20 protein-coding genes are annotated in these 24552 nt (G+C 47.5%); 16 read left to right on the top strand and 4 right to left on the bottom strand.

From position 1 onward, the window contains the following. The first annotated feature begins 1 nt into the window (after nt 1). Entirely contained in the window at nt 2–994 is a 993-nt protein-coding gene (locus Q0V21_RS23510; RefSeq protein WP_301880837.1) for a phosphotransferase, read from the top strand. Nucleotides 995–1083: 89 nt separating this feature from the next. Here the strand turns inward: Q0V21_RS23510 and Q0V21_RS23505 are convergent, their stop codons facing one another. Next, a complete protein-coding gene (locus tag Q0V21_RS23505) occupies nt 1084–2073 on the bottom strand; it encodes a DUF4003 family protein (protein WP_079350447.1) in 990 nt (329 codons plus the stop codon). A 533-nt stretch (nt 2074–2606) separates the two neighbouring features. On the opposite strand from Q0V21_RS23505, the gene Q0V21_RS23500 reads away from it, so the two are divergent. The 13 genes from Q0V21_RS23500 (at nt 2607) to Q0V21_RS23440 (ending at nt 17938) form a co-directional block, all read left to right on the top strand. Then, nucleotides 2607–4580 (top strand): serine hydrolase domain-containing protein, encoded by a 1974-nt coding sequence (locus Q0V21_RS23500; RefSeq protein WP_301880836.1) that lies wholly within the window; start codon nt 2607–2609, stop codon nt 4578–4580. 55 nt (nt 4581–4635) lie between these two features. Beyond that, a complete protein-coding gene (locus Q0V21_RS23495) occupies nt 4636–5310 on the top strand; it encodes a response regulator transcription factor (RefSeq protein ID WP_301880835.1) in 675 nt (224 codons plus the stop codon). Continuing rightward, nucleotides 5307–6659 (top strand): sensor histidine kinase, encoded by a 1353-nt coding sequence (locus Q0V21_RS23490; protein WP_079350444.1) that lies wholly within the window; start codon nt 5307–5309, stop codon nt 6657–6659. Before Q0V21_RS23495 ends, Q0V21_RS23490 begins: the two co-directional genes overlap by 4 nt. A gap of 176 nt (nt 6660–6835) precedes the next feature. After that, a complete protein-coding gene (locus tag Q0V21_RS23485; RefSeq protein WP_024631304.1) occupies nt 6836–7687 on the top strand; it encodes a helix-turn-helix domain-containing protein in 852 nt (283 codons plus the stop codon). Nucleotides 7688–7859: 172 nt separating this feature from the next. Next, nucleotides 7860–8726, top strand: a complete 867-nt coding sequence (locus Q0V21_RS23480) for a DUF6923 family protein (RefSeq protein ID WP_079350443.1) — start codon at nt 7860–7862, stop codon at nt 8724–8726. Between the two features lie 42 nt (nt 8727–8768). Next, a complete protein-coding gene (locus Q0V21_RS23475) occupies nt 8769–10136 on the top strand; it encodes an ABC transporter substrate-binding protein (protein WP_301880834.1) in 1368 nt (455 codons plus the stop codon). Nucleotides 10137–10266: 130 nt separating this feature from the next. Further along, on the top strand, nt 10267–11157 hold the full coding sequence (locus Q0V21_RS23470; protein ID WP_301880833.1) for a carbohydrate ABC transporter permease: 891 nt from the start codon (nt 10267–10269) through the stop codon (nt 11155–11157). A 152-nt stretch (nt 11158–11309) separates the two neighbouring features. Next, the gene (locus tag Q0V21_RS23465) at nt 11310–12089 is read left to right on the top strand and encodes a carbohydrate ABC transporter permease (RefSeq protein ID WP_029881046.1); all 780 of its coding nucleotides are present in this window, start codon (nt 11310–11312) and stop codon (nt 12087–12089) included. 14 nt (nt 12090–12103) lie between these two features. Next, entirely contained in the window at nt 12104–12958 is an 855-nt protein-coding gene (locus tag Q0V21_RS23460) for a metallophosphoesterase family protein (RefSeq protein WP_079350441.1), read from the top strand. Continuing rightward, complete coding sequence (locus Q0V21_RS23455; protein WP_024631298.1) at nt 12955–14163, top strand: Gfo/Idh/MocA family oxidoreductase; 1209 nt, start codon at nt 12955–12957, stop codon at nt 14161–14163. The genes Q0V21_RS23460 and Q0V21_RS23455 overlap by 4 nt, the downstream gene beginning before the upstream one ends. Next, on the top strand, nt 14160–14681 hold the full coding sequence (locus Q0V21_RS23450) for a GNAT family N-acetyltransferase (RefSeq protein WP_024631297.1): 522 nt from the start codon (nt 14160–14162) through the stop codon (nt 14679–14681). Before Q0V21_RS23455 ends, Q0V21_RS23450 begins: the two co-directional genes overlap by 4 nt. A 150-nt stretch (nt 14682–14831) precedes the next feature. Beyond that, nucleotides 14832–16211 (top strand): amino acid permease, encoded by a 1380-nt coding sequence (locus Q0V21_RS23445; RefSeq protein WP_094938936.1) that lies wholly within the window; start codon nt 14832–14834, stop codon nt 16209–16211. A gap of 266 nt (nt 16212–16477) precedes the next feature. Continuing rightward, on the top strand, nt 16478–17938 hold the full coding sequence (locus Q0V21_RS23440; RefSeq protein WP_301880832.1) for an alpha/beta hydrolase family protein: 1461 nt from the start codon (nt 16478–16480) through the stop codon (nt 17936–17938). Between the two features lie 26 nt (nt 17939–17964). On the opposite strand, the gene Q0V21_RS23435 is transcribed toward Q0V21_RS23440, so the two are convergent. After that, entirely contained in the window at nt 17965–18948 is a 984-nt protein-coding gene (locus Q0V21_RS23435; protein ID WP_301880830.1) for a MerR family transcriptional regulator, read from the bottom strand. A 428-nt stretch (nt 18949–19376) separates the two neighbouring features. Here Q0V21_RS23435 and Q0V21_RS23430 point away from each other — a divergent pair, with 428 nt between their 5' ends. Continuing rightward, nucleotides 19377–20279: an SDR family oxidoreductase gene (locus Q0V21_RS23430; protein WP_024631293.1), complete on the top strand. Its 903-nt coding sequence runs from the start codon at nt 19377–19379 to the stop codon at nt 20277–20279. A 125-nt stretch (nt 20280–20404) separates the two neighbouring features. On the opposite strand, the gene Q0V21_RS23425 is transcribed toward Q0V21_RS23430, so the two are convergent. Then, complete coding sequence (locus Q0V21_RS23425; protein WP_301880827.1) at nt 20405–22948, bottom strand: transglutaminase domain-containing protein; 2544 nt, start codon at nt 22946–22948, stop codon at nt 20405–20407. A gap of 316 nt (nt 22949–23264) precedes the next feature. Between Q0V21_RS23425 and Q0V21_RS23420 the strand changes: the two genes are divergently transcribed. After that, a complete protein-coding gene (locus Q0V21_RS23420; protein ID WP_301880826.1) occupies nt 23265–23684 on the top strand; it encodes an ester cyclase in 420 nt (139 codons plus the stop codon). Nucleotides 23685–23736: 52 nt separating this feature from the next. On the opposite strand, the gene Q0V21_RS23415 is transcribed toward Q0V21_RS23420, so the two are convergent. Beyond that, on the bottom strand, nt 23737–24501 hold the full coding sequence (locus tag Q0V21_RS23415) for a GNAT family N-acetyltransferase (RefSeq protein ID WP_301880825.1): 765 nt from the start codon (nt 24499–24501) through the stop codon (nt 23737–23739). Nucleotides 24502–24552 lie beyond the last annotated feature (51 nt).

Raw genomic sequence — 24552 nt, 5'->3', positions numbered from 1 at the left:
TATGTTTAATCAACCGACTGCTTTGCGTTCAGTGCTCAACCCTAAATATCTGGAGTTTGCATTGAGGGATCAGTATGAAATCGGAACTTGGGAAGAATGTTTGTTTTGGCTGAGGGGGTTAAATGATACCTACCGGGTACGTACATCTACTGGCATGTATATTCTTCGTGTCTACCGTTCTGAAATTACGGAAAACGACGTACGTTACGAACTATCCCTGTTATCTCAATTAAAGGGCATTCTAGGTTCATCTGTACACACCGATATTGGAGAGTACATCGAGAAGAAAGATCGCAGCGGATATACCGTACTGGATGCCGCAGAAGGCAGACGAATGGCCGTAATGTTTCGCTACATCGAGGGGACGGAGAATAATCTTGAGGATGAAGAGTCATGTTACAAATTTGGTCAATCTGCCGCTGAATTGCATAACGCCATGGATCACGCGGTTGCAGAGCTGCCACGATATGAGTTGGATACGAAGTTTCTAATTGACGAGCCTCTTGAACGAATCATTAACTACATCGGTGAGAAAAATGAAGCATCAACATTTCTACATACGTTTGCCAGAGAGTTAAAAGAACGCATCGTCGTCGCTACCAAACAAGGTTTGGATACAGGGCTGTGTCATGGTGATATGCATGGGAACAATAACGCTTTTCAACAGGACAGTCAGTTTATCCATTATGACTTTGAGTGGGCGGCTAAAGGCTGGCGTTCTTACGACCTGGCACAGGTCAAGGCTCGGAAGAGACAGTCTGGTGAGCAGAGAGAAGTATTATGGAATGCGCTCTTGAAGGGCTATCGTTCCATTCGATACTTCTCTACACAAGATGAAAAGGCCGTAGATTTATTCATTATTGCTCGCAGATTTTGGGTTATGGGTCTGGATGTTGCTTTTATTGAGAGTGATATGGGTGCACTGGATTATGGTTCGGATTGGCTGAATAGTTTCATTGAGGAGTTTCGTGGCACGGGTATCGTGGGGGAGTAGTAACTAACAGCAACGCTGTATTCAAATGAAGAAGGCCTTCTGGAGGGTACCAGAGGGCCTTCTTATTTTTTATGAATACTTCAGGACCTCTAGCTCGATGAGGACGAAGCAACGACGGCAGCCGATGTTGCAGCAGCGGCCATGGCCGCCTGTTGGGCAATGATAATGTTGGTGATGCTAGTGGAGATAGCTGTGGTCAGAACGCCGTTTCGCAGATCCTCCACATATTGCACTGCCACCAGCGAAGACGAGAGCAGCAGCAATTCCTGTTTGTTAATCGACCAGGCACCAAAGCCTTTCTGTGTACGCAACAATTCAAACGTTTCCTCAACTTGTGCTACTAGCGTATCTCGGTCAGCAGGCAGCAGGGAGAGTATCCCCAGGGAGGGCAGAGTGTACATTTTGTCCATTCGTATATCCCGCCTGCGGAATGCTTCGTTTAATGCGAGTACACGAGCGCCCGCGTCCGGATTGTCATCTCCTAAGACCAGCACCTGCGTTAATGCCTGCACGCTATTCCCCGGCGAGAACTCAGGTTTGAGTTCAGTATAGAGGTGCTCCATACGAGTTACACCGGATTCCACGTCAAGATCGGAAAGGGCCAGCATGGCAGCGAAAATATAATCGTCCTGTCCAGTAAGAAAGCGGTGCTGGGCTTTCATGTGATCGTAAAATGTTTTGGTTCGTTCCACCCTATGCTCGAACTGGTCCGGCTTCGCGTGAGCTGCAATCTGATAGGCCGCAATGACCAGATAATCAGATGTGCGAAATTTGTTCTTTTTCATCAGATCATAGATCAGAAGGGTATCTGCCAGTTTCGTTTCCTGTTCTTTCGTAAGCGAGAGCATGGTGGCGATGCTAATCGCCGAATTTCCCCGGAAGACTGAAAAGAGATTCGTGTTTTGCTTGATCAATTCATGGCTTTGACGGATGGTATCACCATCGGCTTGTTTATTTTCCGCTGCATATAGCAGGGCCGCCAGACGGTGCATCATCACATTTTGCCACTTGAATGATTTTTTGATGATCTGATTGTTGGAAACGAATAGTTCGACTCGTGCTACATGTTGCTCTTGCATAAGCAGACCTCCCGAATGATTGGACCTTTTCTCCCCAGTCTACTATAAATGCATATGCTTACACAGCGCTTAATTTGGTGTACCTCACCGAGTTGAACGGGACTATTTCAATATGTTCTGCTCACCATGGTCCAGAGGCCATCTGTTCATTAAAAATGGCATCCCCTAGAAGTTTATGGATTTCCTCTCAGGCAGCGAATGCCGTGATTTTCACGGCGGTCATAAAATTTCTTATTTCTTGATATACAATCTGATGCTATTACATTAATAAAGCTAACAAATGAACGGCCCCAATTATCCCCATGGGGTAAATAAATGATCTGGAATATGTATTCTTAAATTCATTACGAGGGTGCTTCTCGAAAAATAGGTCTCCTTTTCTAATACAATCTTCCTCTATCTTACTGAAGTTAATCCTCTTTGGCAAATAATGACAAAAATGTTCACGCTCCGTTCATACGTTCTTGATATGCTCTCGAAAGAAAGCAAGAGGAACCGTTATTAAAAAATATGCGGAGTGGTGGAGGTTGATTATGTCATCGTCGATTAGGAAGATTTTTGGCAAAATGATGGTACTGGTGTTGTTATGCATTACATTAGGAGCAATGGGGTTAGGGACAATGTCACCCGTAGCGGCTGCGGTATCTGCTCCCGGATTGAATTCCAGTAAATTGGATCAGAGAGCTGCTGCGAACCTGGATGACAAAGCTCAACTAGCAGCATTCATTGATGGGATGATGGATGTACAAATGAACTCCTTACAAATTCCGGGCGCAGTCATTTCGATTGTGAAGGATGGAAAGGTTCTGCTCTCCAAAGGATACGGACATTCGAACATCGAAGAAAATAAACCCGTTGATCCCCAGACCAGCTTGTTTCGTATCGCTTCGACAACAAAGTTGTTCACATGGACCGCTGTGATGCAATTGGTCGAGGAGGGAAAGCTTGATCTCGATACAGACGTCAACACCTATCTAAAAACGGTGAAAATACCGAAAACCTATGCGGAGCCGATTACGTTACGCCATCTCATGACCCATACCGCAGGCTTCGAGGAAGGCGGTGTAGGTTATCAGATCACTACCGATCCGGAGAAACTCCCCGTCTCTATTGCTGAAACCATGGCGAAGCATATGCCTGCACGGGTTAAGCCTCCAGGCGAGATGCTGGCGTATTCCAATTATGGTGCCTCACTCGCGGGACTTATCGTCGAAGAAGTCAGTGGTGTTGCCTATAATGACTATATACAGAAAAATATATTTGATCCGCTGGGCATGAATTATGCTACGGTAGAGGAGCCTGTTCCAGCGCCTTTGGAGCCTTATGCGGTGCTAGGATACGCCCGAGCCAATGGAGAGTTTGTAACTAAGCGGCCAACGTTTGAGGGAGGCTTCCGGCCTGCGGGATCAGGCAGTGTCTCGGCGAACGATATGACTCACTTCATGATTGCCCATCTACAGGACGGGCGATATGAGGATAAGCAAATTCTCAAGCCGGAAACCGCCAGGCTTATGCATTCCCCGGCATTCCAGTTTGACGAACGTTTACCCGCCATGGATCTGGGCTTTTACGAGTTGAATATGAATGGATTGCGTGTGATCTCTCATGCAGGGGCCGACGAGCTGTTTAATACAGAGCTTTATCTTGTACCGGACAAACAAATGGGTATTTTTGTTTCCTATAGTGGAGGGGAAGGTGGAACGGCAGCGGGAGGGTTGGCCCAAGCCTTTTTTGATCGTTACTATCCTGCCCAGACGGCTAAGCAGCCTGCTGCAACCTCTATTGAATTGGGGGAGCCTCTGGAGAAATATGCAGGTTCCTATCAATTCACACGTCGTAATCACACGAAGATCGATACGTTTTTCAGTTTTCTGACTCAGATCAATATTGAGGTTTCGGATAACCGGCTCTTTATTGGAAGTGGTGCAGATCAGCAAGTATACACTGCGATTGGCGTGAATTTATTCCAGGAGGTCGGAGGCACACATCAGATGGGGTTCCGTACGGATAAAGAGGGCAAGGTCACGTATCTGTTTTTGGATATGTTGAACCCAATGCCTCTGGAACCTGCGCCATTGATGAATCAATCGAAGTTCTGGCTCCCATTGCTCGGTATTTCGGCCGTTCTGTTCATCACCGTATTGGTGGGAGCGATTTATCACAGACGCGAAAACAAAGAGATGCCAAGGGTGCAGAAATGGGCAGTCCGGCTGTCGGTCATGACGTCTATTTGGTCATTGATGACCCTGGGTGGAGCATTTCTGGTGATGAACATGGATTTGATCGATCGACTCAGCCACATTCCACTATCTTTGCGTCTTTACCTATTCATGCCTCTGATTCTTGTGGGATGGAGTGTGGCGCTTGTAACAATGAACATCCTGGCATGGAAGAACCGCTATTGGACGTTACCGAAGCGTGCGCACTATACGTTCGTATCCCTAGCAGCAGTAACCTTGTGTTTATTTTTCTATCATTGGAATCTGTTAGGCTGGCATTTTGGTTGAACCCTCCACCCAGTGTGGAAGAGGAGAAGAAAGATATGGGAGGCCTGCATTTTATATGACCCAAATCCTTGTCGTGGATGACGATGTGCATATTCGGGAGCTAATTACCTTATTTTTGCGGAATGAGGGATTTGAGATCGTAGTGGCTAAAGACGGTGCGGAAGCACTGGAGATTGTTGAGAAATCCCAAATTGATCTGGTCATTCTCGATATTATGATGCCACGATTGGATGGTTGGGAACTATGCAGGGAGATCCGGCGCATGGATCTGAATATGCCGCTCTTAATGGTTACAGTGAAGGGGGAATCGGCTCAGAAAGTAAAGGGATTCCAGCTTGGAACAGACGATTATTTGACGAAGCCTTTCGATCCTCTGGAGCTTGTGATGAGAGTCAAAGCCTTGCTGAAAAGGTATCTGATTGTCTCCTCCCAAACCATACAGCTAGGTGGCATTCTGCTAAATCGCCGCAGCTTTCAAGTGATCCGGGGAGAGGAAACGCTCAATCTGCCTTTAAAGGAATTCGAATTGCTGTTCATGCTGGCGAACCAGCCCGGGCAGATTTTTACCCGGGAACAGTTAATTACGAAGATCTGGGGGAGCGACTATGAAGGGGATGACCGGACGGTTGATGTTCACATTAAGCGATTAAGGGAAAAATTTGCTGGCGATGCACACCATTTTCAGATTGAAACGGCCCGCAGCTTGGGCTACCGGTTAGTGATCACATGATCAAAACCTTATATGTTCGGATTATTTGCACGTTTTTGGTCGTCATCATCTTCAGCCTGCTGACCTCTTTCTTCCTGGGGCTCTTCCTGTTCAAAAAAGAAGTTAATCATATCGGACAGAACGATATGATTGCAGCAGGGGAGGAGATGATACATCTCTATGAGCAAACGCAACCTGAGGACAGGGATGCCTTCATCAAAAGTATGGTGAAGGTATCCACCTATCCCATTCATCTATATGACGCTTCCGGCAACGCAACGTACTATAATCTGGACAATACGGATACGGTTCATATTGCACCAGAGGTGGTTCAAATGGTGCTGCAGGGCCACGTCTATCGATCTCCGGCTGAGGTGGATCAGACCTTTATCGGCATTCCTTTTCCATTCCAGGGGGAGTCACACGCCGTGTTTATGCAATATTCCCCGCAGAACGAAAATATCATTAATCGGATGGTCTTCCTGATATTATTACTCGCACTGTTTATTGGAAGCCTCTGTATCCTTATTGCTGCAAGGTACTTGGTGAAACCGATCCAGGTATTGACACGGGCAACCAAGCGGCTGGCGAAGGGTGATTTTGACGTGGAAATCCAAACGAAACGTGTGGATGAAATGGGGGCTTTGACGCACAGTTTTAATGAAATGGCGAGTGAGCTTAAACAGCTGGAACAGATGAGACAGGATTTTGTTTCCAGTGTATCTCATGAGATACAAACCCCGCTCACATCCATTTCCGGTTTTGCCATGGCGATGAAAAACAGTAGCCTGGTCGCGGAGGCTGACCGTAATTATTACCTCGATATTATTATTACAGAGAGTGGACGGCTATCCAGACTTAGCGACAATCTGCTGGAGCTTGCATCGCTGGACTCGGATCATCATCCATTCGAAGCCACCACGTATCATCTTGACGAGCAGATTCGGCAAATTATCGTGACCTGCGAGCCGCAGTGGTCCGCCAAAAATATTCAGGTTCATCTGGAACTTACAGATACGATTCAAGTTACAGCGGATCGGGACCAGCTAAACCAGGTTTGGATGAATCTGCTGGGGAACAGCATGAAGTTTACGCCTGCAGGTGGGCATATTCATATACGCACGACTCAGTTAACGAATGAAATTCTCTTCACAATAACGGATACGGGCATAGGAATAGCGCCAGAGCAGCTGGATTATGTGTTTGATCGATTTTATAAAACAGACCTGTCGCGAAACCGCAGCATTAGCGGTAACGGCCTGGGTCTCGCGATCGTCAAGAAAATAGTGACACTGCATCAGGGAACTGTCGAAATCAATAGTCAGGTAGGTGAAGGTACGACGGTGATGGTTCATCTGCCTTCAGGATAAAAGTAAAGAAAAATTCAGGGCTGCTAACATTCATTTGTTGGCAGCCTGTTTTTGTAAGACAGATCGTCAAACCAAATGTAACAGTGCCGCTTCACATTCAAAATAGTGAACTCTTTTACCCACAGTTTATACATCCCGCATAGTAGGTTGCTAACGTGGTGAAAAGGGGTGATAGGATGAGAACAATCGAAAGAGTGTATCCGGCCGACAGCAAACCTGTACTCACAAGCCAAGCCCTTGGATGGGATCATCTGCAGGTGGCCCGGTGGCCCAGTCCTCAGCATGCTGCCGGGGGGCTTACCGGAACGAAGCATCAGATTGGTATCCATTGTTCGGCTTATTATGAGAATTACTACACCATTCATATCCTTCCTGCAGGAGAACCCGTTCTTTGTTCCTGGGGAAAGGCTTCACTATATTTTTTGCAAATTGAAATTCCCCCTTCATATCTGGAGCACATCGCGCGCGAATCAGGATTGCTGAAGGAAGGGTTTATTCAGTTGCAGCTAAAGTATTATGTCAAGGACCCCAAGCTGCTGCAACTAGGCCTCTGGCTGCTCGAAGAGCTACAGAATGGTGGCAGACAAGGGAAAATATACAGTGATTCACTCTCCAATATGCTCACCTTGCATCTCCTGAACCACTATTCCCAGGTATGCACGGGGAGTACGCCCTCCAGAATGACTACCAATCAGGAAATCTATCAGTCCATTGAATATATGAAAGAAAATCTGGAGGCGGAGCTCTCCATTCAGGAGCTGGCCGACCGGGCTGCCCTCAGCCTGTCCCATTATATTCGGCTGTTCAAACAGCAGACGGGGCATACACCCCATCATTATCTGATTCGCTTGCGGATTGAATATTCCAAGCTGCTAATCAGCAAGGGAGAATACGGTTTGAAGGAAATTGCAGACCGGGCCGGCTTCTCGGACCAGGGCCACTTCACCAGAATGTTCAAGCGAATCGCTGGAACGACGCCCAAACAGTATATGAACGAGGTCTCTGCAAACCGGATTATTCTAAAATGATTGTTTTGTTCAATAAAAACAGCATTTTGTCCAACAGACGTCCTTATCCTGAACGCTACAATATGTTTAAGCCAAGCGGGCAGTGAGTTCTGCTGGCTAAAACGGAGGTTACTGCTTCTATAATGGACGAGCCACTATAGAAGCAGGCCCACAATTCAGGAGGAGTCCATTAATGAAACTGAACAAAGTGTCTGGTTGGGTCTGTGCTGGAGTCTTGCTTGCAGGTTCTTTAACATCTGGTGCATGGTCGGTCCCCGTCGCGGCTGAAGCTGCGGATTATGCAGTAGCCGCTCAACAGGCAGCCGAATCCTGGCATGAGGTGTCCAAGCAGACTTTTTGGCTTACCGATGCCTTTGAGCGCGGCCAAGGCGTCACAACAGACGGAAACTCATGGATTTTTAACTCCCAGCTTGGTCTGCTCAAGACGGCACTGGACGGCAAGACGGTGCAGGCGCGAAATGCAGTTGCCATCCCCGCTGAGATAGCTCTAAAGGGCGGTGATCACATTGGCGACATTTCGTATTACAACGGGTTGATCTATGCTCCGATCGAAGACAGCAAGAAATACGAGCATCCTTACATTGCCGTTTATAATGCCTCGACCCTTCAATACACCGGAATCTCCTATGAACTTCCGCTGAACCTTCATCCCGGAGGGGTGCCCTGGGTAGCGGTGGATGCCGCTCGCGGCCAAGTCTACACAGCCCAATGGAACAATGCGCCGGTACTGAATGTATTTCGTCTCAGTGACATGACCTTCATCAAAACGGTACCGCTTAGTCAGACTATTGATCGCATTCAGGGTGCAGAGATGTATAACGGTGCGCTGTACGCTTCTTCCGATAACAATTCACAAAAATCCGTCTACCGGATTGATCCGGAAACCGGAGCTGTCACGCTGGCCTTTGACCGGAATCTTGGAAGCAGCAATGAAGCGCAAGGCATCACTGTACTTCCCACGGCAGATGGTGCGGTCCTGCATATCCTTGATGTAGGCTCGAATCGTGTAAGCATGAATTTCAGACATTACGCATTTTAATCAGGGCCGTAAAAGCTCTGCACATATGAGGGGAGAAAATACATGCTAAAGCAGGGTAGAATGATGCTGATTGCGCTTGGGTTAACGTTCATGTTGACCGGCTGCGGTCAGGGAGGGGCCAGTGAAGCGGATTCAAAGGCGGGAACAGCTACAGCGACTTCAACAACTGAATCCGGCAACGCTTCAGTTGAGACATCCAAGGAGCCGGTTGAAATCTCGTTTTATTATCCGGTCAACGTCGGTGGTCCGCTCACCAAGGTTATAGACGGAATGACGAATTCTTTTATGGAGAAGTTTCCTGATATTAAAGTTAAGCCGGTCTATACCGGAAACTACGGGGATAATACGATCAAAATTCAGGCAGGCGTTCAAGCCAGCCAGCCGCCGGATGTGGCTGTAATGATGTCCACCGAGCTGTACAGCATGCTGGACACGGAAGCGATTATTCCACTCGATGATTTTATTGCGAAGGATGCGGATTACAACAAGGATGACTTCTATCCGGCCTTCGTGGAGGATACCCAAGCGGATGGACATACCTACAGCATACCGTTCCAGCGAAGCACGATCATTCTGTACTACAACAAAGACATGTTTAAGGCAGCCGGGCTTGACCCGAATAAGCCGCCGACCAATTGGGATGAGTTGGTGGAATATGCCGGAAAGCTGAATCGTGATGGACATACGGGGCTGGAGATTCCGGGCAATGACGATTCCTACTGGATGTTCCAGATGCTTGCCCGACAGAATGCGAGCGATCCCAAGCAGAGCATTATGGGCAACGATGGCAGGAAGGCCAATTTCAATACGCCTGAGAACGTTGAGGCTCTGCAATTTTGGCTTGATTTGTCCCGTAAGTACAAGGTAATGCCTGAGGGAGTTATTGATTGGGCGGCTACGCCAACTGACTTTATTGAAGGCAAGACGGCTATGATGATGCACACCAGCGGCAATCTGACGAATGTGAAAACCAATGCCAAATTCGACTTCGGTGTAGCCTTCGCACCCGCTAATAAGCAATACGGATCACCTACGGGCGGGGGAAACCTGTATATTTTCAAGGATACGACTCCCGAGAAACAGGCAGCAGCCTGGGAATTCGCCAAGTTTATGACTGCGCCTGAGCAGGCTGCACTGTTCAGTTCGTCATCCGGTTATGTTGGGGTGCGAGAATCGGCCTATGATACGGAAGCAATGAAGACCTATACCGATGGCTTTCCGCAGGCACTCGTTGCCCGCGACCAGCTGCAGTATGCGTTCAGGGAATTATCCACACATAACCATGGCAAGGTGTCTTCGGCTTTGACGAACCAGATTCAATCCGCGCTGGCTGGCAAAATTGATGCGGCCGGAGCATTGAAGGCCGCGCAAGAAGAGGCGGATCGTGTGCTCGCTCCTTTTAACAAATAAAGCTGCTGCATTCAAGTATTCAGTATGAAGAGAGCCTGGCGGGAAGCCATTCATATGCCTCCCGCCCATACCTCTTTATAAGCGGCGAATGGAAAAGCAAAGCGCATAATGTATAAGGGGGAGTTAGGGCATGAATACCCGCTGGAACGAGAAGCTTAGGCGCAACGGGTTTGGGTGGGCGCTTGTACTGCCATCTCTTCTGTTTCTTGGCATGTTCACTTATTATCCGATGCTTAAATCGGCATGGCTCAGTCTGTTTGAGCAGAATTTGGCTGTTCGCACTCCCGTATTTGTCGGAATGGACAACTATAAAGCTTTGCTGCATGATCCTATTTTTGTTGAAGTGTTCAAAAATAATATTTGGTTTGCTATGGGGACAGTTCCTGTGTCTATGGCGCTGGCCTTTGTAATGGCATTATTTGCTGATAAAGCAATCCGTGGCAAAAGCTTGGTCCGAGTTTCTTTTTTCTACCCGAATATGATTCCAATGATCGCCGCTGCGAGCATTTGGCTGTTTCTTTATATGCCTCAGTTTGGTTTATTTGCCCGGTTTGCTTCCTGGTTCGCAGGCAGTGAGGTGAATCTGCTCGGCAATCCGGATACGGTGCTGGGCTCGCTGATCGTAATGACCGTCTGGAAGGAAGCGGGATACTTCATGATCTTTTATCTGGCTGGTATGCAGCAAATTCCGAAAGATTTATACGAGTCCGCCTCGGTAGACGGAATCAGTGCGTGGACGCAGCAGCTGCGAATCACCATTCCACTAACGATGCCTACGACACTGTTTGTCACCGTTGTGGCGATCACGAATGCGTTCAAATGGGTGGATCATCTGTGGATGATGACCAAGGGAGGGCCGGATCATGCCAGCAGTCTGCTGTTGTATTACATCTATGAGACGACCTTTAGTTACAATGACCAGGGGATGGCAGCGGCCATGACCGTGGTAATGATCGTTCTGCTCCTGATTATATCCTGTCTTCAGTTTGCCGGATGGGAACGCAAGATTCATTATCAGTAAAATGTGGAGGGGGATGGACAATCATGAAGAATACAGCCGACCTGTCCTTGTCCGTCAAAACGATGAAGAAGAAGGACAACCTGTCGCTGGACAGGAAGTTCCAATCCGCACGGCGCCGCCGGATCGCCGGACAAGTCGTTTGGCATACAATCATGTTGTTGTTTGCTGCCGTGTGGCTGATTCCGCTGATGTGGATGGTGCGCAATGCCTTTCTTCCCAGAGAGGCTTCCATTGGTGCCGGCTGGTCCTGGCAATTTACGCTGGATAATTTTAGTCGGGTATGGGAAGGGGCACCGTTCGGACAATACATGTGGAATACGTTGCTGGTGACCGCAGGGATCTTCGCGGTTCAGATTTTCACATTGACACTGGCAGCGTATGCGTTCGCACGAGTTGCGTTTGTGGGACGAAATATTTTATTCATGCTCTTTCTTGTGCAGATTATGGTGCCGGCAGATGTACTCATTTTCTCTAATTATCAGATCATTAACGAGTTGGGACTGCTGGATACCAAGATCGGGGTTATGCTGCCTTATTTCGCCTCTGCCTTCGGCGTTTTTCTGCTAAGGCAAGCCTTCAAGCAGCTTCCCAACGAGCTGGAGGAGGCTGCGCGTGTGGAGGGCTGTTCCTCGCTGGGCATTTTGCTTCGGATTTACATGCCGCTGTCAAAGCCCGTCTACCTTTCGTTTGCGATCGTTTCCATCAGCTTTCATTGGAATGACTTTCTCTGGCCGCTCATTGTGACGAACTCCCCGGAGAATCGTCTGCTGACGGTAGGGCTGGCCATGTTTGCGAAATCAACCGAAGCAGGTGCGCAGTGGACGGATGTCAGTGCAGCTACGCTGATCGTGACGGCGCCGATGCTGATTGGCTTTCTGGTATTCCAGCGGCAGTTCATCAGCAGTTTTATGCATTCGGGCATCAAAGGATAAGGGAGAGATTGAGGATGAGATTGATTGTAATGGGGGATTTACATTATCCTGCTCTGTTAGTTGATGCAGATGACCAGATGATTGAGGCAAGGGATGCTTTTTATACAGCGTATTTGGCAGAATTTCTGGACTTCTCGGCGGACTATCATATATCTATTGGTGACCTGACACATGCCGGTGAACCTTTGGAATTCAATTTTATTATGAGCAAAGTTCAAAAGGCGCTGCCGCAACGGAGATTTCTGTACGCGCTGGGCAACCATGACACCCATGCCTGTTCCAAGGCCGAGCTTGAAGCTACAACCGGACAGAAGCGTTATCTGGCCATTGAAGAAGAAGAGGCGGTCCTGCTGGTGCTGGATACTGCCCGCGAGAATCCCGACCACTGGGGCGGCATGATGGATGAAGAACAGATGGATTGGCTGCGCGGACAGATGAACAAGTATGGACAGAAGACGCTGCTCGTCTTTGCCCATCATCCTGTATACGATACAACGGCCAGATCGACAGAGCCGATGATGTCTCTTGATCCGGAACTCGACCTATGGTCTGTCCTGAAGGAGCATCAGGGTCAGGGCATTTACTTTAACGGACACAATCATGTTCAGTCTGTCATCCAGCGAGACCAGTGGCATTTTGTACAAATCGCGGCTGTGCCGGATATCCCTGCCGTGGTGCTCGTCAACCTTCAGGACCAGCAGATGAGCATACATACGGTTGAACTGCAAGGCGCGAACTATCAGGAACTGGCGAGGACGTTTGTCAAAGGGTTGTATGATTATGAGCCGCATCCTGATGCCAAAGGCGACCATGATTCAACAGAACTGATCTTTACGTTATTGTCTGGCAAGAAAGAGATGACGCCATGAGCCGCAAGCGAGTCAGGCTGGCGATTGTCGGTGGCAACCGGGGGGCAAGCTTTTTGAATGCCTTGCATTCTTTGGCTGACCGTATTGATTTGACGGCTACTTGTGACTTGAATGAATTGGTGCTGGAGCAGTGGAAGGGGATTTTTCCAGGAATCAGGACGTACAGCGACTATTCGGAAATGCTGCAGGATGCTTCGATTGATGCAGTATTCGTGATCAGCCCGATGCATATGCATGCTCGGCATTCAATTGATGCGCTGAACGCAGGCAAGCATGTGTTAAGTGAGGTCATTGCGGTACAGTCGCTTGAGGAAGCCTGGGAATTGGTCGAGACGGTGGAGCGTACGGGATTGAAATATATGATGTCGGAAAACTATTGCTTTTCCAGGTCCAATCTGACGGTTAATCATATGGCACAGCAAGGTCTATTCGGAGAGATCACCCATGTGGAGGGTGGCTATATTCATGATTTGCGTCATCTGATTCATCATCCGAACGGCTCGCTAACCTGGCGGGGTCAGCTTCACCAGAATTACAACGGAGTCAATTATCCGACACATTCCATTGGACCTGCCGCACAATGGATTGCACTGAATAAACCCGGAGGTGATCGGCTTAAAAGCATATCGGCGCAAGTCTCTGAACCGCGAGCGCTTCAGAATTATTTCAGTGAGCAATTTGGCAAGGATCACCCGGCTGCCCGTGAAGGCTACTGGAGCCAAGGGGATTCAGCCGTTGCCGCTCTGAAAACCGAGAAGGGTGTTCTAATTACGCTGCGTGTCGATTGGGTTTCCGTTCGGCCCCACAATAAAACGCATTATATGCTGCAAGGAACCAAAGGCGCTTATTTGTCAGCGCGCCATCCATATGAGGAAGACCTCGTATGGCTCCAGGACCGCTCTCCTGTCAATGGGGAGGATGGCTCGGAAATGTGGGAGGAGATGTCCCGTTATCAGCCGGAATATGACCATCCAAAGTGGAAGCAGTGGGGCCATCTGGCTGCCGGAACGAAGCATGGCGGGGGTGATTTTCTGGTGCTGGAGGAGTTCATCTCCGCCATTCAGGAAGATCGAAGTCCGCTGGTTGATGTCTATGACGCCGTGACCTGGAGTTCGGTTTTCTTCCTTTCCATGGAATCCGTGAAGTTGGGCGGGAACACCGTGACATTTCCGGATTTTAGAGGAAAGGCGGGCTCTGAAGGATGAGGGATGAACGCTCCAAGCTGGTCATGAAAAAGGAAACGTTGGCGGATCTGCCGCAGCTGGACATACCGGAAGGCTACAAGCTCAGATCATTTCACCCCGGAGATGTTACAGAATGGGAGCATGTGATCCGCATTTCCTTTGCGAGGGAAATTGCCTTCGGCGACAAGATTGGTTTCCAGCCGCCATTTATGCCGGAGAAGATTCTGTTTCTCTGTTATGAGGGACTTGCTGTCGCCACTGCTGTAGCTTGGGAGAAAGAGGATGCCGATATCAACTGTGGATATTTGCATATGGTGGGCGCTCTGCCGGGACATTCAGGGAAGGGACTGGGGTATACCATCGCCCTGGCTGCCTTGCACCGAATGAGAGAAGAGGGCAAACAAGCAGCCCTGCTTGAAACCGATGACTTCAGGCTCCCGGCCATTTCTATTTATCTCCGGTTGGGGTTTGTTCCTTTACTTGTGGAGGAAGAGCATAGTGGTCGCTGGGAAAGGATATTCAACGAACTGATGAGTTAGTGCATAATGAATCCGCTTCCTTACATTCCTTGTTGTATTTTTCTGACGCATCTCGTACAATTTGGTGAAGTAATTCTGCATTGCGGTAATGCGAATGTGGAGTTGTAACCTTACAATCGTAAGATGTACACACGAAAAGGGGAATGTCGTTTGGAATCAAAGCAACTATCTAGAGGGCTTAAGCCCAGACACGTTGAACTGATTGCACTTGGGGGCACCATCGGCGTTGGATTGTTTATGGGATCGGCAAGTACGATCAAGTGGGCAGGTCCTTCGGTGCTGTTAGCCTATTTGCTGGCTGGGATCATTATCTTTTTTGTCATGCGGATTATGGGGGAAATGCTGATACAGGAGCCAGTGACCGGTTCGTTTGCCACATTTGCTCATAAATATATTAGCCCGCTTGCCGGGTTCCTGACTGCCTGGAGTTACTGGTTCCTCTGGGTTACGGTGGGTATGGCGGAAGTGACGGCGATTGGAATCTATGTGGGTTATTGGTTCCCGGATATACCACAATGGCTGCCTGCCTTGGCTGGCGTGCTTATTATTGCGGCGGCGAATTTGGCAGCTGTGAAGTTTTACGGCGAGTTTGAGTTCTGGTTTGCCTTGATCAAGGTGACAGCGATTGTCTTCATGATTGTAATCGGAACCGGGCTGATCTTCTTCGGTCTGGGTAATGGTGGTGAACCGATTGGTCTGTCAAATTTGGTAAGCCATGGAGGATTTTTCCCCGGGGGTCTAAAAGGATTTTTATTTGCCCTGTGTATCGTAACGGCTGCCTATCAGGGCGTCGAAATGGTCGGAATTACGGCAGGAGAAGCGGAGAATCCGAAGGTTACGCTGCGTAAAGCGATCAAAAACATCGTGTGGCGTATTCTCATTTTTTACGTCGGGGCGATCTTTGTCATCGTGACATTGTATCCTTGGAATGAAGTCGGAGAAACGGGAAGTCCGTTTGTACTGACCTTCGCCAAAGTCGGGATTGTAGCCGCTGCGGGCATTATCAACTTTGTTGTACTCACTGCCGCGATGTCAGGATGTAACAGTGGGATTTATAGTGCAGGACGGATGCTTTATACGCTTGCAGAGAATGGACAGGCACCGGCCTTTTTCAAGAAGCTGTCCAAAGGCGGGGTTCCCCGCAACAGTATTATCATCACGATTTCTTTGCTGCTGATCGGTGTGGTGCTGAACTACCTGATGCCGGATTCGAAGCTCTTCCTGTACATCTACAGTGCAAGTGTTCTTCCGGGAATGGTTCCGTGGTTCGCACTTGCTTTTAGTCAATTCAGATTTCGTAAGCGTTGGGGCAACGAGATGGGAGACCACACCTTTAAGTCCAAATGGTTCCCGATCAGCAACTACATCATCATCGTATATCTGACACTTGTTATTATCGGTATGGCATTTAACCCGGATACGCGATTACCGCTGATTGTCGGGGCTACATTTATGGCGATCGTTGTGATCGGATATTTCGTATTTGGCATAGGGAACAGACAGCGGGTAGATGGAGGAGACGACCACTAGCCTCAGCTCAAAGATAAGATGGTGCGGCACTCGTAGTGGCAAGGTGTATAATTTCCCTAGTCAGCTTATATCGTAACATCATACGTGCATTCCTTGTCCACATTGGAATCCTTCGGGAGATCCAGTGTGATGCAGGGAGTGCTTTTTTTGTTTTTCAAAATTGAGGCTTGAATCTCCTGTTACCGGAGGTTTTATGATTGGTAATAGAAGAGCTGCTGCACGATATAGCTCAAATTCAATTGTGGCAGAGAAGGGGGCAAGGACAGATGAGGACACTAGAATGGATTTATCTTATTTTCAATGTCGTAATGCTGGTGTGGTTGATTGGGGGGAGGAATAAATCCTGGAACATGGTATGGGGAGGCTTGGTCATATCGGGTGCGTTATTACTGTTTCATGGGTTGGTCGAGGGCCTGCGGTGGCCTATGATTCCGGCGTATCTGCTCACACTGGTTCCACTGATTGTGTTAATCGCTAAGAGGTCGAAGTCAACCGTGGAGCGGAAATTCGGACGTGTGCGAGTCATCGGAACATCCCTGTTGATATTGGTATATGCAGTCGTGACCATCGGGCTTCCACTTCTGTTCCCGGTATTTTCGTTTGATACACCAGCAGGTCCTTACGGAATCGGTACGGTTTCCTATGACTGGACGGATGAGAGCCGGGAGGAATTGCTGACGAGTACAGCCGGGGACAAAAGGGAATTGATGGTGCAGATCTGGTATCCGACGGATAAAGACACCAAGGGAACAACAGCTCCTTATGTGAATGATCCGGAGGTCTATGCAACAGCCTTTAATGATGTGCTGAAGCTGCCAAAGCTTTTATTTTCAAGCCTGAGTCAAGTTAAAACCCATGCCATTCAGGAGGCATCATTATCTGATGCGGAAGCCAAGTATCCGGTCATCCTTTTCTCTCATGGTCTGCATGGCTATGAAAATCAAAATACGTTCCAGGTGGAGCAGCTGGTCAGCCAAGGTTATATTGTTGTGGGCATTAATCATACGTACAGCAGTCTGGTCTCCGTGTTCCCGGATGGGCGTGTGGCGCAGTTTGAATCCGAGGGCAAGGAAGGCTTCGATCAGCTGCAATTCAGTTATATGGACAAGCTCAACGAGACATGGGTGAAGGATGCGCAATTTGTGCTGGATGAAGTGGAAAAGCTGGCGGAAACTGATCCGTACGGGCGTTTTAACGGTCATATGGATCTGGATAACATCGGCATGTTTGGACATTCATTTGGCGGGGCAACAACGGTACAGATGCTGATGGATGATCCTCGTGTCAAAGCAGGCATGAACATGGACGGCGTATTGTTTGGGGAGAAACGCATACCGACAGCAGGCGTTGGCAAACCGTTCCTGATGATGAGTGCAGACACGACTGTTGCAGGTACAAGTGTTATGAGTGACGATGAGATTGCAGCTATGGGTACGACCCGCCCGGAAGCAGAGAAATACTACGAAGTAGTATATACCCGTTATGAACCGATGACCGCAGGAGGGAACTACTGGATGGAGCTGAATCAGACCAAACATCTGAGCTTCTCGGACCTCTATCTGATATCTCCTATTCTCGAATGGTCACAGGGTGTAGATGCTAAGGGAGCCCACCAAATCGTGAACGATACAACGATCGATTTCTTCAACCACTATCTGAAAGGACAACCGCTCCAGTTGGACAGTGAAGTGGGAGAACATACATCCTATTCATTGAAAAAAGGCTGAACAACCAAATGGAAGAAGACTGAATTTCAGTCTTCTTCCATTTGGTTTAACCGTAGTCGCATGCCTTCCTGCAACAGATTAATGCCGTCTACGATCTGGCTCCATTCGGGATTCACGATCTTGCAGAGCTTGTTAAAACGAAGGATGCGCTCTGTCACGGAGTCGAGCATATAACGAGCCTGTTTACGAAAAAATGCTTCCGGATCATCAGCATGTTCAACACTGGCGTACATCATCACAAAATCCCACACCATGCTCTGCACTGCGAGGCTATCTAACGGCCAACGTTTCTCCAGAGCTTCAGTGGCACGAATGCGGAGGGTCTCCATTTTTTTCACCCAGGCGTCTGCCTCAATCTGTGGATGATTCGCCATAGTGAAGAAGGGAAGTTCAAGACGGGCCAGATCGACGATGTAGGCCGGATCGTTGATGATTTCCTGAATTTCCTTCCATGCCAGTGTTTGCTGGGCAGACAGCTTCGTATCTTTCATCATGTATTTGTCGAAAAAATGCAGAAACGAAACTCTCCATTCATGCGGAATGCCGTCCAGCAGATGAGATTCTTCCATTTTGGTGGAGATGAACTTTTTCCTTTTTTGGGCATTGGCGGTTAGCGAATCCACCAGACTTGTAACATACGCAAGAGACTGTCCGGAATGGAGCGTATCTTCTGCTTCATGCTGTTTGGCTTGTTGCAGAATGGAGAGCATGGAATTCATTGTTCCGATCTGAGTTTCCAAGGCTTCGATCTGTAAGTCCAGCGCTTGTGATACGCCAAGTTCACCAGACATCAGCTTGCGAATATCCGGTATGCCAAAATTCAAATAGCGAAGTGTTGTGATCAGTTCCAGGCGCCACACGTCTTGTGGTGTATAGAGACGGTGACCACCTTCCGTATGAAAAGAGGGCCGGAGCAGCTCGATTTCATCGTAATAACGAATCGTTTTGACCGTCGAGCCGATCATTTTGGCCGCTTCACCGATTGAATAAGTATCTTTGCTTTGGTCCACAAGATCACCTCATCATCTATTATACAACCTCCAGTCACTGGAGATTCAAAGTCGGAAAGTTTCCCATGGAAATGTTCAGAGCCAGTTTAAATTCCACCCATCTCGGTTACAAAGGAAAGAGTGCAACTTTTATGAAAACAACATAATAAAGAAATTTACATTTACACAGTCTATTTAAATTGAACTTATTTTCTACACATTAACGTAGAGGGCAGAGAAAGCCTGGAGAAGTGAAACTAAAAGCTTTCTAAAAGAAAGCTGCTTCGAAAGGATATGCTTCGCCTTTATCACCGGATTTCCCCTTAATTAGGGATAGAAAAAATCTGGGGATAACAGCGATCGGAAGGTTGCTCTGACCGCGTAGTGACCAGTGTAGAATCATTTCGTTCTATTTATAGGGTGTAAATTAATCCGAGGAGGAATTGAACATGGCTAATCAAGACCAGCACACCATGCAAGATCCGACGACACAATATCCAAAGGCAACATCAGATTGGAAGCAGCAGCAGGAGGAGCCGGGGCTTCAACGTGAAATGACTCCTGTACCTGATGCCGGTGAAAAAAGTTATAAAGGCAGCGGGCGTCTGACCGGCCGCAAAGCGGTTGTAACCGGAGCAGACAGCGGTATTGGTCGGGCAGCAGCTATTGCTTTTGCCCGTGAAGGCGCGGATGTCGTCCTGGCTTACCTTCCTGAGGAAGAAGCCGATGCGAAGGAAGTGGTTAAGCTGATCGAAGAAGCAGGCCGCAAGGCTGTTGCGATTCCAGGTGACCTCAAGGATGAGAAATACTGCGAAGAACTTATTGAATCTGCTGTAAAAGAGCTCGGCGGGATCGATATTCTTGCCAATGTGGCAGGGAAACAGCAGTTTGTTGAGCAGATCGCCGATCTGACCACAGAACAATTCGATGCGACATTCAAAACCAATGTCTATTCGATGTTCTGGCTCTGTAAAGCAGCTGTGAAACACATGAAGCCAGGCAGCTCCATCATTAACACGTCTTCTATTCAGGCATACAAGCCATCTCCAATCCTGCTGGATTATGCGACAACCAAGGCAGCAATCAACACGTTCAGCAAAGCGCTGGCCCAACAAGTTGGCAGCAAAGGCATCCGTGTGAACGTCGTCGCTCCAGGCCCGGTATGGACACCGCTTCAGGTCGTTGGTGGACAACCCGTAGAGAAGCTTGCTGATTTCGGCTCCAATACGCCGCTTGGCCGTGCAGGACAGCCTGCGGAAATGGCGCCTGCGTTTGTTTTCCTAGCGAGCCAGGAATCCAGCTATGTGAGCGGCGAGACATTGAACGCCAATGGCGGTACTGTTAGTCCGTAATTGGGATATAAAAAAGACCTATGAAACATAGGCTAGTGATCATAGGCAAGATAAGCAAAGAACTCCATTCCCGACGAAGGTGAATGGAGTTCTTTCTTGTTATGGAATTTTTCTTGATTAATGAATTACTTCTGTTCCGGGTTAGGTTCCAGAATGGCGTAGCTACCGAGTGTAGCCAATTGCGCCGTACCCAGAAGGGCTTCATCGAATGCAGCTAGAGCTTCACCTGCAGCGGTCATCAGTTCATCTGAATCAACGGGCGATGCAAAACGGAGAATAACCCGTTTCTCCCCATTTTTCAGTTCACTCTCAGCCTTTGTTTTGTATTCACTAATCGAAGCGACTTCGAGATCGTTCTGTACATAATAATCGTTCGCATCACTTTCGCCATTAAACAGGGCAAGTTCAGAATCAAGCCAGTAATCCTTATCCGCTATCGATTTCTGACTTGCAGCTGTCTCATCATTTGCATTGTACAGGAAGTAAGGAATACCGGAATTGGTCAGGTTATTGGTGGCATCCACATGGAACCATTCATTCCCGATTTTGACCTTATTCCACGCATGAGGAACACCGCTGGACGCTCCCGTTACGACAATGCTTTCCAGTCCAGACAGATCGGACAGCAGTTTGTAAACAGAAGCATAGCTGGCACATACGCCAACGCCTTTGACAAGAATACCGTATGTTGTAAACGAATCATTGAACTGTGCGTCGACATGTTTAAAGTTGTTCTGTTCCGCATTTTCAAGTGCCGCATCATCATACTCCGCGTTATCGTTCAGATAATCGTAGATGGCTTTCCGTTTCTCATCATCCTTCATGCCATCCTTGATGATGGAAGCGACAACTTCGTTTGCTTTGGCAATAATCTCGTCCTGTTTCTTATGGATCACATCTGCCGACTCATTGTAATGGATCGAAAGGGTAAGTGTGCCGTAATTGTATTCAAAACCTTCCACACCCAGAATCAATGGATTCTGGTACATCACTTTCAGGACCACATCTGAGAGCGTTGTGAAGTTTTGGGCTTCTGGAAAAGCTTTCAATGAAATCTTGTCTTGGGCTGCAACCATGTTTTTAGCCAGAACTTCTTCCAATGCAGAATCTGCATTGATCATGGCATCGCCTGTAGCAGGTTCAGGAACCGTTTCCTGATTACCTTGCTCTACATTTTGCTGTGTATTGGATTTCTGCTCATCCACCAAGTTGTCTTCTTCAGTTCCGGAGGCTGAATCAGGAGATTCACTCGAAATTTCGTCAGAAACTTTATCGGAAGCCTTATCGGAAGCCTTATCGGAAGTATCATCGGAAGCCTCGTTGGATACCGGGTCAGTTTTATCTTCTGACGTTGCAGAATGGGTTGCGGACTCCGTAGATGGAGCTTCTTCCACCGTCGGTTCTGCTCCTGTTTCCGTTGAAGGCTCAGTCGCAGGCGCATCATGATTGTTGATAATGGTTGGCACATCAGGTGCAGGGACGTAAGGTGTGTCGTTCTTTGGTTCCACCAGTCCGTTACTGGAATCGGCCACGGTTTGTTGGGCAAGTCTATCCAGGTCTTCTTGGGTCACATTCTCCACTCGTACGTAACTTTTCAGAGCTGTTCCTTTAATATGAAAAGGAATATTTGTTTCATTGAACTCCGACATCTCTACGTTGGTAGTATCATAGACAATGGTTTCTTGGGCTAGAGAGCCGTCATTGTACTCAACTGTTGTTTTCTGAGGAAGTACATCTATATTCTTTAATTTCTCCCTATACAATTGTTCTTTCAAAGCTGTCGGTAACTGGGAAGCAAGCGGAGCGGTAGGTACACCTTTACTAAAATTGGATTCTTTGCCTCCACCGATTGCAGTGACGTAATATTCTCCTCGTATACCATGGTTCTGATGAGTCGTGATCATTTCATTATAAGTCGCAAGCCCGCCCTTGCCGTCCTTCATAAAATCATTAAAGGAAGTCTCAGTCGTTACCGCAATATCTAAAGGTAGACTATTGCTGAAAGCATCCTCTTCGCCAGTTAAAGGTTTGTTTGTATCAAAGTCGGTTAGGTCAGAACGTTTATAAATTTTATATTCAGTTGCGCCTTCCACCTTGTCCCAGACCAACTTGAACCGTCTATCTTTGTCAATTTCGTATCTTAGGTTGGGTACAGGTAACTCCGATCTCACCGTAAACGGAATGATAATTGGTTGATCGAGCAATGTCAGTTTCTCTGCGTCCGGATCATAATTCAGACGAATGTAATAAATTGGGGCTCCACCCCAAGAGCTTTGACTCTTGGTTCTCATTGAATCTGAGCTTAAAACTCCCCAACCAAGAGGTTTAATAGAAATACTATTGTCATGAATATTTGACAACAATGCTACTTCACTTGCTTTAAGTGCTTTTATATCGGTATGTACTGAAATCATATCACTCAGCGACCAGTTAGATTTTCCCAAATCCGCTTTAAACTTGAACGTAAATTCTTCATCTTGTGCTACGTTATACATCGGCATGATCGCTTTATTTGATTCGGAGCCGTACTTCTGCTTCAAACTTAATACACTAGAGCCTTCTAATATTTCTGTGGGGTTATTCTCGGACGGGCTACTCTCCTTGTTATTGCTCTGGCATCCCGCCAATAACAGGGTGAGCGTAAACATAATCAAAAATAAACGTTTCATGGTACACCACTTTCTCGTTTTTCTAAGTTGTTCCAAAGGCTAATTTCTAAAAAATCTAAACACCGAAGATTATCATTTCTGGTTAAAACCTATTTTCGAACCTCTTATAATCAAAACCTCCTATTAATTCCCTAATGTCTTTTGCTAGTCTATGGTCATATAGACTTATTGTCAAGATATGTAATGGTATATTATGACTATATACAATAGAGTAAGAATCCTGTATAAGAGCTAGTTAAATTGATTTTTACGAGAGAGTGAGATTCGTCGATACTTCTGGTACAAGCATGATAAAACGAAAAATGGAGTGGATTGGATGACGCCAGAACAGATTGTTAGAACTTTTTTTGAAGAAGTGCGCTCGGGTCGTAATCTTGATTATGCCAATACACTGATGGCCGAGCAGGTACTGGCTCACCAGGTGATCTCGGAAGAGGAAGTGACAGTCAGAAGAACTCCTTCCGTCTATGCGGATCATGTGAGGGAAATGATTGAGGCGTACGGAGATTTTTCACTCCAGATTCAGGAGCTGCTGGCACAGGGAGATAAGGTATATGTACGCTGGAAACAAGTGGGTACTCATGTCGGAGAAGTGGATGGATATGCGCCGACCCACCTGCCAGTGATTGAAATTGCGAGTGCGGTATACCGGGTGGAGAATGAGCGAATTGCAGAATACTGGATTCAGATCGACAGGCTGGGGATCGAAAAACAATTGGAACGTAATCAGAGCTGAGAACCAGCTCTTTTTTTGTTTAAATTGTTCGAAGCTAAAAATCTGATCTAGATCAGACTTGGGTTTCCTTGACCCTATACCAGTAGGTATAGATCTCCGAGAATCCAAGCTTGGCATACAGTTTTAATGCGGGTGCGTTATTAGCAACTACTTGCAGGTAACTGGACGTAGCGCCATTCTCTTTTCCCCAATGCAACAGATGAAGGATCATCTGCTCGGCCAATCCCCGATTCCGAAAGTTAGCGTCTGTAATGATGTCATACAATGCAATATAGCCTCGTTCCACCACACCGAATCCACAAGCAACGACTTGTCCGTCGAGGAACAGCGAGATGAAACCTGTGCGCGTACGGATGTTGGTCAACATTTGTTCCATCGTTCCCCGATGCAGATCATTCACTTGATTCAATCTGCAAAAGTGATCCAACCACTCTCCGGTTAATTGTTCGTTTATTTTTACTTCTGAGTACTCAGGCTCCTTAATGGTTTCCAGACTCCGAGTCTGGACCTGGCTCAGATCCACAACATCATACCCCTTTTCATGCAAAAGCTGGTCGAGACGATCCGGCTGGATAAACGGTGTAATCTTAAATATGGTACTTAACTGATTGGAAGCGTAGATTCGCTCGCATTGCTCGATCTTTTCATGCACATCCTGGATCGAGTAGTGAAGAGGTTGAATGGAGTTGGCACGCTTCGTATATCCCTGTGCAAAACGCAGTAACCATCCGTCAAAAAGCAAGGTGGATAAGGGCTGCCAATGGTTGAGCGATAGTTCCTCAATGGTTTTATAATCCGGATTCGATGTAGGGGTCATATCTATCCTCCTATCTTATAATTTTATAATAATACATATTTATGAATAAAA

It is taken from the genome of Paenibacillus sp. 11B (genome assembly GCF_030487755.1).
GTDB lineage: Bacteria > Bacillota > Bacilli > Paenibacillales > Paenibacillaceae > Paenibacillus > Paenibacillus vandeheii.
Note: the sequence above shows the minus strand (reverse complement) of the source record. Positions and strands in the feature narration are given on the sequence as shown.

Coding starts and splice junctions, on each gene's coding strand:
- Q0V21_RS23510 (WP_301880837.1), top strand. CDS start 2: ATGTTTAATCAACCGACTGCTTTGCGTTCAGTGCTCAACCCTAAATAT.
- Q0V21_RS23505 (WP_079350447.1), bottom strand. CDS start 2,073: ATGCAAGAGCAACATGTAGCACGAGTCGAACTATTCGTTTCCAACAAT.
- Q0V21_RS23500 (WP_301880836.1), top strand. CDS start 2,607: ATGTCATCGTCGATTAGGAAGATTTTTGGCAAAATGATGGTACTGGTG.
- Q0V21_RS23495 (WP_301880835.1), top strand. CDS start 4,636: ATGACCCAAATCCTTGTCGTGGATGACGATGTGCATATTCGGGAGCTA.
- Q0V21_RS23490 (WP_079350444.1), top strand. CDS start 5,307: ATGATCAAAACCTTATATGTTCGGATTATTTGCACGTTTTTGGTCGTC.
- Q0V21_RS23485 (WP_024631304.1), top strand. CDS start 6,836: ATGAGAACAATCGAAAGAGTGTATCCGGCCGACAGCAAACCTGTACTC.
- Q0V21_RS23480 (WP_079350443.1), top strand. CDS start 7,860: ATGAAACTGAACAAAGTGTCTGGTTGGGTCTGTGCTGGAGTCTTGCTT.
- Q0V21_RS23475 (WP_301880834.1), top strand. CDS start 8,769: ATGCTAAAGCAGGGTAGAATGATGCTGATTGCGCTTGGGTTAACGTTC.
- Q0V21_RS23470 (WP_301880833.1), top strand. CDS start 10,267: ATGAATACCCGCTGGAACGAGAAGCTTAGGCGCAACGGGTTTGGGTGG.
- Q0V21_RS23465 (WP_029881046.1), top strand. CDS start 11,310: ATGTTGTTGTTTGCTGCCGTGTGGCTGATTCCGCTGATGTGGATGGTG.
- Q0V21_RS23460 (WP_079350441.1), top strand. CDS start 12,104: ATGAGATTGATTGTAATGGGGGATTTACATTATCCTGCTCTGTTAGTT.
- Q0V21_RS23455 (WP_024631298.1), top strand. CDS start 12,955: ATGAGCCGCAAGCGAGTCAGGCTGGCGATTGTCGGTGGCAACCGGGGG.
- Q0V21_RS23450 (WP_024631297.1), top strand. CDS start 14,160: ATGAGGGATGAACGCTCCAAGCTGGTCATGAAAAAGGAAACGTTGGCG.
- Q0V21_RS23440 (WP_301880832.1), top strand. CDS start 16,478: ATGAGGACACTAGAATGGATTTATCTTATTTTCAATGTCGTAATGCTG.
- Q0V21_RS23430 (WP_024631293.1), top strand. CDS start 19,377: ATGGCTAATCAAGACCAGCACACCATGCAAGATCCGACGACACAATAT.
- Q0V21_RS23425 (WP_301880827.1), bottom strand. CDS start 22,948: ATGAAACGTTTATTTTTGATTATGTTTACGCTCACCCTGTTATTGGCG.
- Q0V21_RS23420 (WP_301880826.1), top strand. CDS start 23,265: ATGACGCCAGAACAGATTGTTAGAACTTTTTTTGAAGAAGTGCGCTCG.
- Q0V21_RS23415 (WP_301880825.1), bottom strand. CDS start 24,501: ATGACCCCTACATCGAATCCGGATTATAAAACCATTGAGGAACTATCG.